At 72.2% G+C, this 6,388-nt stretch carries 8 protein-coding genes; all 8 read left to right on the top strand.

The window, feature by feature from the left end; all coding sequences use genetic code 11:
* The first annotated feature begins 77 nt into the window (after positions 1 to 77).
* The gene (cpaB, locus tag FNH09_RS43420; protein WP_152895381.1) at positions 78 to 785 is read left to right on the top strand and encodes a Flp pilus assembly protein CpaB; all 708 of its coding nucleotides are present in this window, start codon (positions 78 to 80) and stop codon (positions 783 to 785) included.
* Between the two features lie 9 nt (positions 786 to 794).
* Positions 795 to 2,051, top strand: coding sequence for a CpaE/TadZ family protein (locus FNH09_RS43415; RefSeq protein ID WP_152895380.1), 1,257 nt, complete (start codon positions 795 to 797; stop codon positions 2,049 to 2,051).
* Positions 2,048 to 2,452, top strand: a complete 405-nt coding sequence (locus FNH09_RS43410) for a TadE/TadG family type IV pilus assembly protein (protein ID WP_152895379.1) — start codon at positions 2,048 to 2,050, stop codon at positions 2,450 to 2,452. The genes FNH09_RS43415 and FNH09_RS43410 overlap by 4 nt, the downstream gene beginning before the upstream one ends.
* Position 2,453: 1 nt before the next feature.
* On the top strand, positions 2,454 to 2,816 hold the full coding sequence (locus tag FNH09_RS43405; RefSeq protein WP_152895378.1) for a TadE/TadG family type IV pilus assembly protein: 363 nt from the start codon (positions 2,454 to 2,456) through the stop codon (positions 2,814 to 2,816).
* Between the two features lie 93 nt (positions 2,817 to 2,909).
* Positions 2,910 to 4,247: a TadA family conjugal transfer-associated ATPase gene (locus tag FNH09_RS43400; RefSeq protein WP_152895377.1), complete on the top strand. Its 1,338-nt coding sequence runs from the start codon at positions 2,910 to 2,912 to the stop codon at positions 4,245 to 4,247.
* A 24-nt stretch (positions 4,248 to 4,271) separates the two neighbouring features.
* Positions 4,272 to 5,216: a type II secretion system F family protein gene (locus FNH09_RS43395; protein WP_152895376.1), complete on the top strand. Its 945-nt coding sequence runs from the start codon at positions 4,272 to 4,274 to the stop codon at positions 5,214 to 5,216.
* Positions 5,217 to 5,270: 54 nt separating this feature from the next.
* A complete protein-coding gene (locus tag FNH09_RS43390) occupies positions 5,271 to 6,158 on the top strand; it encodes a DUF5936 domain-containing protein (RefSeq protein WP_338017859.1) in 888 nt (295 codons plus the stop codon).
* An 18-nt stretch (positions 6,159 to 6,176) separates the two neighbouring features.
* The coding region (locus FNH09_RS43385) for a hypothetical protein (protein ID WP_152895375.1) at positions 6,177 to 6,388 on the top strand (212 nt) is incomplete at its 3' end.

Here is a 6,388-nt window from a genome sequence, read left to right as displayed (position 1 = left end):
CCCGCCACCCGCCCGACCGGCTCCCGCCGACTCCAGTAGCCCGCTCGACCGATTCCCCCAATGAGGTTGCACGGTTCATGAACTCCCGTCAGCGCCGCGGCGTGCTTCTCCTGATCCTGTCGGCCGTCTGCGCCCTGGGCGCGTTCGCCGGTGTCCTGTCCGTCATCAGCGACGTGAAGTCCAAGGTCGGCCCCGAGGTCACGGCGTACGAACTCCGGTCGGACATAGCCCCCTACACCACCCTCAGGGCCGACCAGTTCAAGAAGGTCGGCATGCCCGAGCGCTGGCTGTCGCCGAACGCGGTCACCGATCTGGCCGGCATCCGCGGCAAGATCGCGGTCACCGCCCTGCGCAAGGGCTCGCTGCTCCAGAGCGACATGATCGTGGACCGGCCCGCCCTGCGCCCCGGGCAGCAGGAGGTCGCCATCATGATCGACGCGGCGACCGGGGTCGCCGGCAAGATCACGCCCGGCGCCACGGTCAACGTGTACGCCACCTTCAAGGGCGAGCGGCAGGGCGACCCCGACCAGTCCAAGATCATCGTGACCGACGCGAAGGTCATCGACGTCGGCGAGATCACCGCCCTGGAGCCGAACGCCGACAACCGCACCCAGCAGCCCACCGACGCCGTCCCCATCACCTTCGCCCTGACCACCCTCGACGCCCAGCGCATCACCTACGCCGAGTCCTTCGCCGAGCGGGTGCGGCTCGCGCTGGTCGCGCCGGGCAGCACCGTCGCGGTCCCCGAGAAGGACCGGACCTACGAACTCGCGAACGACAAGTAGGAGGCCCCCATGCCCACGAGGATCCTCCCGGCCGTCGGCGACGTGGACGCGGTCCGGTCCATCACGACCCTCCTGCACCAGCTCCCGGACGCCGAGCCGGTCACCCCGGTCGTCGACTCCACCCAGCTCGTCGACACCCTCGCCCGGCTGGCCGCCGAGTCCGTCGACGAACTGCCCGAGGTCGTCGTCGTCCACGAACGCATCGGCCCGGTCCCCGCCCTGGAGCTCATCCGCGAGGTCGCCCTGCGCTTCCCCGCGGTCGGCGTCATCCTGGTCAGCTCCGACGCGAGCCCCGGCCTGTTCTCCGCCGCCATGGACTCCGGCGCCCGCGGCCTGGTCGCCCTGCCGCTGAGCTACGAGGAACTCGCCAGCCGGGTCCAGGCGGTGGCCCAGTGGTCGGTGGGCGTACGACGCCACCTCGGCCACGGCGCCGACGTGCTGCCCGGCGCGGGCGGCCGGGTCGTCACCGTGAGCGGGGCGAAGGGCGGGGTCGGCACCACCCTCACCGCCGTCCAGCTCGCCCTGGCCGCACAGGCGTCGGGCCGGGCCGTCGCCCTGGTCGACATGGACCTCCAGACCGGCGACATCGCCTCCTTCCTGGACGTGCAGTTCCGCCGCTCGGTCGTCGACCTGGCCGGCATCAGCGACATCTCCCCGCGCGTGCTGGCCGACGCGGTCTTCCGGCACGACACCGGGGTGGCCCTGCTGCTCGCCCCCGGCGAGGGCGAACGAGGCGAGGAGGTCACCGACCGCGCCGCCCGCCAGATCGTCAGCGCGCTGCGCTCCCGCTACGAGGTCGTCGTCATCGACTGCGGCGCCCAGCTCGGCGGCCCCGGCGCCGCCGCCGTCGAGATGGCCGACACCGCGCTGCTGGTCACCACCCCCGACGTGATCGCCGTACGGGGAGCCAAGCGCACGGTCCGGATGTGGGACCGCCTCCAGATCCGCAAGGCCGAGGAGACGACGGTCGTCGTCAACCGGCACACCCGCGGTACGGAGATCCAGCCCCCGCTGATCCAGCGGATCACCGGCACGGCGATCGCCGCCACCGCGATCCCCGCCAACTTCAAGGAACTCCAGACGGCCGTCGACGCCGGCCGGGTCCACACCCTCGACAACCGGGGCACGGTCAAGCAGGCGCTGTGGACCCTCGCCGCTGAACTGGGCCTGGTCGAGGCGCCCGAGGGCACCCGCCGGGGCGGCCGCTCACGCGGCGGCGAGCGAGGCGCGGTGAGCCTGCGGCGGCGGAGGGGCGGCGGCGGATGAGGACGATCCGAGCAGCGGCGGTGGCGACCGGCCGGTCGGACCGGGGGCAGGTGACCGTCGAGTTCCTCGGCATGACCCCGCTGATCATCCTGACGCTGGTGCTGCTGTGGCAGTTCGTCCTCGTGGGGTACACGTTCACGCTCGCCGGGAATGCTGCGGACGAGGCGGTACGGGCGGGCACGGCGGCGCGCCCGGGGGAGCGGCAGGGGGCCTGCCGGGCGGCGGGCCTGGACAAGCTGTCGGGCGGCTGGAAGGGGGGCGCCGAGGTGAACTGCACCACCGGCGGCGGCTATGTGCGCTCCTCGGTCGCCCTCAAGGTGCCCGTCCTCTTCCCCGGCGTGGTCGCCTTCCCGTTCACCGTCCACGGCGAGGCGGGCGCGGTGGAGGAGGCGAAGCGCTGAGATGCCGTACGACATAGGGCCACGCGTACGCGATCGCGGCCAGGTCGCCATCGAGTACCTCGGGTTCATCCCGGTCCTGCTGCTGGTCGCCCTGGCCGGGGTCCAGCTGGGCCTGGTCGCCTACACCGCCCAGCAGGCCGGCACCGCGGCCCGCGCCGGTGCGCGCAGCGCCTCGCTGGACCAGGACTACCAGGGCGCCTGCCACAACGCGGTCAGCGACTGGCTGGCCGACGGCACGAGCTGTTCGAGCGCCGACCTGGGCGACTCCGTGCGGGTCACCGCCGAGATCGACATCCCCTCCCTGGTCCCCGGCTGGGACTTCGGACGGGCCGGCCGGACGGCCACGATGCCCAAGGACCACTGACCCGACCCGACCCGATGCGACCACCGCCCCGACCGCGCGCGGGGAACCGACCGACGACCACGCAGGGACCGTACGAGCGAGGAGCACCGGACCATGAGCCTGCGGGCACGCATCAACTCCCCCGAGGAGAACGGCGGCCGGGGCGAGGACGGCCAGCTGGTCGCCTCCTACCGCGCCAAGCTCCTGGAGGAGATCGACCTCGCGGAGATGGGCTCGCTGGCCGCGGCCGAACGCAGGGCGCGCCTGGAGCGGGTGCTCGGGCACATCATCAGCCGTGAGGGCCCGGTCCTGTCCACGGTCGAGCGCTCCCAGCTGATCCGCCGGGTCGTCGACGAGGCGCTCGGCCTCGGCATCCTGGAACCGCTCCTGGAGGACGCCTCGATCACGGAGATCATGGTCAACGGCCCGGACGCGATCTTCGTGGAGCGCGGCGGGCGGGTGGAACAGCTGCCGATGCGCTTCGCCTCCGCCGACCAGCTGATGCAGACCATCGAGCGGATCGTCTCCACCGTCAACCGCCGGGTGGACGAGTCCAACCCGATGGTCGACGCCCGGCTGCCGTCCGGCGAGCGCGTGAACGTCATCATCCCGCCGCTCTCGCTGACCGGCCCGATCCTCACCATCCGCCGCTTCCCGCGCTCCTACACGCTCCAGGAACTGGTCTCCTTCGGCTCCCTGGACGAGCACATGCTGTACCTGCTCGCCGCGCTGGTGCAGGCGAAGTTCAACATCATCGTCTCCGGCGCCACCGGCACCGGGAAGACGACCCTGCTCAACGCCCTCTCCGGGCTGATCCCCGGCGGCGAGCGCATCATCACCATCGAGGACTCCGCGGAGCTCCAGCTCCAGCAGGCGCACGTCATCCGGCTGGAGTCGCGGCCCCCGAACGTCGAGGGCAACGGCCAGGTGACCATCCGCGACCTGGTCCGCAACTCCCTGCGCATGCGGCCCGACCGGATCGTCGTCGGCGAGGTCCGCGGCGGCGAGTCGCTCGACATGCTCCAGGCGATGTCGACCGGCCACGACGGCTCCCTGGCCACCGTCCACGCCAACAGCGCCGAGGACGCCCTGACCCGGCTCCAGACCCTCGCCTCCATGTCGGACGTCGAGGTCCCCTTCGTCGCGCTGCACGACCAGATCAACAGCGCCGTCGACGTCATCATCCAGCTCACCCGGTTCGCCGACGGCGCCCGCCGGATCACCGAGATCGCGCTGCTGGACAGCCACGGCGGCGAGCCCTACCGGCTGACCTCCGCCGCCCGCTTCGACGCCCGGCCGATGACCGCGGACGGCCGGGTCCACGGCGCCTTCCAGTACTTCCCGCTGCCCCGCCGCACCGCCGACCGCCTCTACATGGCGAGCCAGCCCCTCCCGCAGGCCTTCGGCGTCGCCCGTACGACCGAACAACTGGCCATCCGGGAAGCCCGGTAGAGACGGAGAGAACGGACCCCCCTCATGGATCTCCAGACGCGCATCACCCTCACCACCGGCGTCACCCTGCTGGCCTGTCTCCTCGCCGTCGTCGGTCTGCGGGTGCACGCCTCCGGCCGGGCCCAGCGGGCGGCACTCGTCGAACGCCTCTCGCACACCGGCCAGCTCCCGGCTGCCGGACGCAGACGCCGCTTCCGCACCCTCGACCGCCGTCTGCGCGGCACCAAGGCGGGCCGGAGACTCGAACTGAGGCTGGCCGCGACCGGCCTGGACGTGACCCCCGGCGAATTCCTCGTCTACATGACGGCGGCGGCGGCCGGTCTGTTCCTGGTCGGCCAGGCCTCCCTGGCTCCCTTCTTCGGCCCGATCGCCGGTCTCCTCGGCATCTGGGCGGCCCTCCAGTTCCTGAACTGGCAACGCCAGAAGCGCATCGAGAAGTTCATCAACCAACTCCCCGAACTGGCCCGCATCCTGGCCAACGCCACCCAGGCCGGACTCGCCCTGCGCACCGCGATCGGCATGGCCGCGGAGGAGCTGGAGGCCCCGGCGGGCGAGGAACTGGGCAAGGTGGCCGACCAGTTGGCGCTGGGCCAGTCCATCGACGACGCCCTGGGCGAGCTCGCGGACCGGCTCCCCTCGCGAGAACTGGTCGTCCTGGTCACCACCCTGGTGCTCTCCAACCGGGCGGGCGGGCAGGTGGTGGGCGCGCTGCGCAACCTCACCGAGACGCTGGAGGAGCGCAAGGAGACGCGGCGCGAGATCCGCACCCAGCTCTCCCAGGTCAACATGACGTCGTACGCCGTCCCCGTGCTCGGCGTCGGTTCCTTGTTCCTGATGAACGGGGTCAAGGACGGCGCCCTGGACCGGATGACCGGTTCGACCGCCGGCCAGGCCTGCGTGATCATCGCGTTCGCGCTGTACGCGGTCGGCTTCGTCCTCATCCGCCGCATGTCCCGTATCGACGTCTGAGCAGTCCGAGCAGTCGGAGCACGAAGAAGGGAGCAACCCGTGTCCGGACACCAGGTGGCACTCGCCCTGGCGCTGCTCATGGGCCTGAGCGTGTGGGGCGTCTTCGCGGGCATCCGCATGTACCGGGCGGACGCCAAATTGCCCAGCGACCTCGTGCTGGCCCTGGAGGTCGGTTCCACCCGCACCGGAGCGGTCGACTCGCTCGTCGACCGGCTCGGCATGCGGTACGCCCCCGCCGTACTGCGGCTGATGGGCCCGACCCTGGTGGCCCGCTACCGCCGCAGGATCGACCTGGCGGGCAACCCGGGCGGTCTGACCATCAACCGCTACGCGGCCCGCCGCGCGGTCTACGGCGCGCTGGGCGGCTTCGGGGCCCTGGTGTTCTTCCTGCGCGGCCAGTACCTGATGGCCCTGCTGCTGCTGGCCTTCGGCGCGTTCTGGACCGAGGTCGGCATCTGGGCGGCGATCCGGGTCCGCAGGGACGTCATCGAACGGACGCTGCCGGACTTCCTGGACGTCCTCGCGGTCGTGGTCGGCGCGGGCCTCGGCTTCCGGCAGGCCCTGGACCGGGTGTCGACCCGGTACGAGGGCCCGTGGGCGGACGAGATCCGGATCACCCTGCGCCAGATGGACCTCGGCATGAGCCGCCGCCAGGCCTTCGCGGAACTGCGCCGCCGCAACGACTCCGAGCAGGTCGCCATGTTCGTGACGGCACTCCAGCAGGGCGAGGAACTGGGCGCGCCCATCGTCGACACGCTGGTCGCCATCGCCAAGGACATGCGCCGTACGGACGCCCAGAACGCCCGCCGCAAGGCCGCGCGCGCGGTACCGCGGGCCACGCTGGTGATCACCACGTTCATGGTCCCGGCCACCATGCTCCTGCTCGGCGCGGGCCTGCTGCTGGGCTCGGGCACGGACTTCGGCTCCATCACGGGGAAGTAGGCGGGGCGGGTGACGGTGATGGCGACGTGGCAGCGGGTCCGGCGGACGAAGTCCCGGCCGGGGGCGCGGGCGCGTACGGTGCTGCCGAGGTGGCGGCCGGGCGCGCGTCCGTGGGGGAGGGCGAAACGGGAGGCCGCGCCCCCGGCGATCCCCATCCAGGTCAACGCCCTCCAGGCGATGTGCCGGCAGGTCTTCGGCTTCCGCCTGGCCATGATCGCCCTGGCCACCCC

It is taken from the genome of Streptomyces adustus, from assembly GCF_009377175.1.
GTDB lineage: Bacteria > Actinomycetota > Actinomycetes > Streptomycetales > Streptomycetaceae > Streptomyces > Streptomyces adustus.
The sequence above is the reverse complement of the archived record's forward strand: the minus strand, read 5'-3'. Positions and strand labels throughout refer to the sequence as shown.

What these genes read in the sequence shown, in the direction of transcription:
- FNH09_RS43415 (WP_152895380.1), top strand. Translation starts at nt 795, where the DNA reads ATGCCCACGAGGATCCTCCCGGCCGTCGGCGACGTGGACGCGGTCCGG.
- cpaB (WP_152895381.1), top strand. Translation starts at nt 78, where the DNA reads ATGAACTCCCGTCAGCGCCGCGGCGTGCTTCTCCTGATCCTGTCGGCC.
- FNH09_RS43410 (WP_152895379.1), top strand. Translation starts at nt 2,048, where the DNA reads ATGAGGACGATCCGAGCAGCGGCGGTGGCGACCGGCCGGTCGGACCGG.
- FNH09_RS43395 (WP_152895376.1), top strand. Translation starts at nt 4,272, where the DNA reads ATGGATCTCCAGACGCGCATCACCCTCACCACCGGCGTCACCCTGCTG.
- FNH09_RS43400 (WP_152895377.1), top strand. Translation starts at nt 2,910, where the DNA reads ATGAGCCTGCGGGCACGCATCAACTCCCCCGAGGAGAACGGCGGCCGG.
- FNH09_RS43405 (WP_152895378.1), top strand. Translation starts at nt 2,454, where the DNA reads ATGCCGTACGACATAGGGCCACGCGTACGCGATCGCGGCCAGGTCGCC.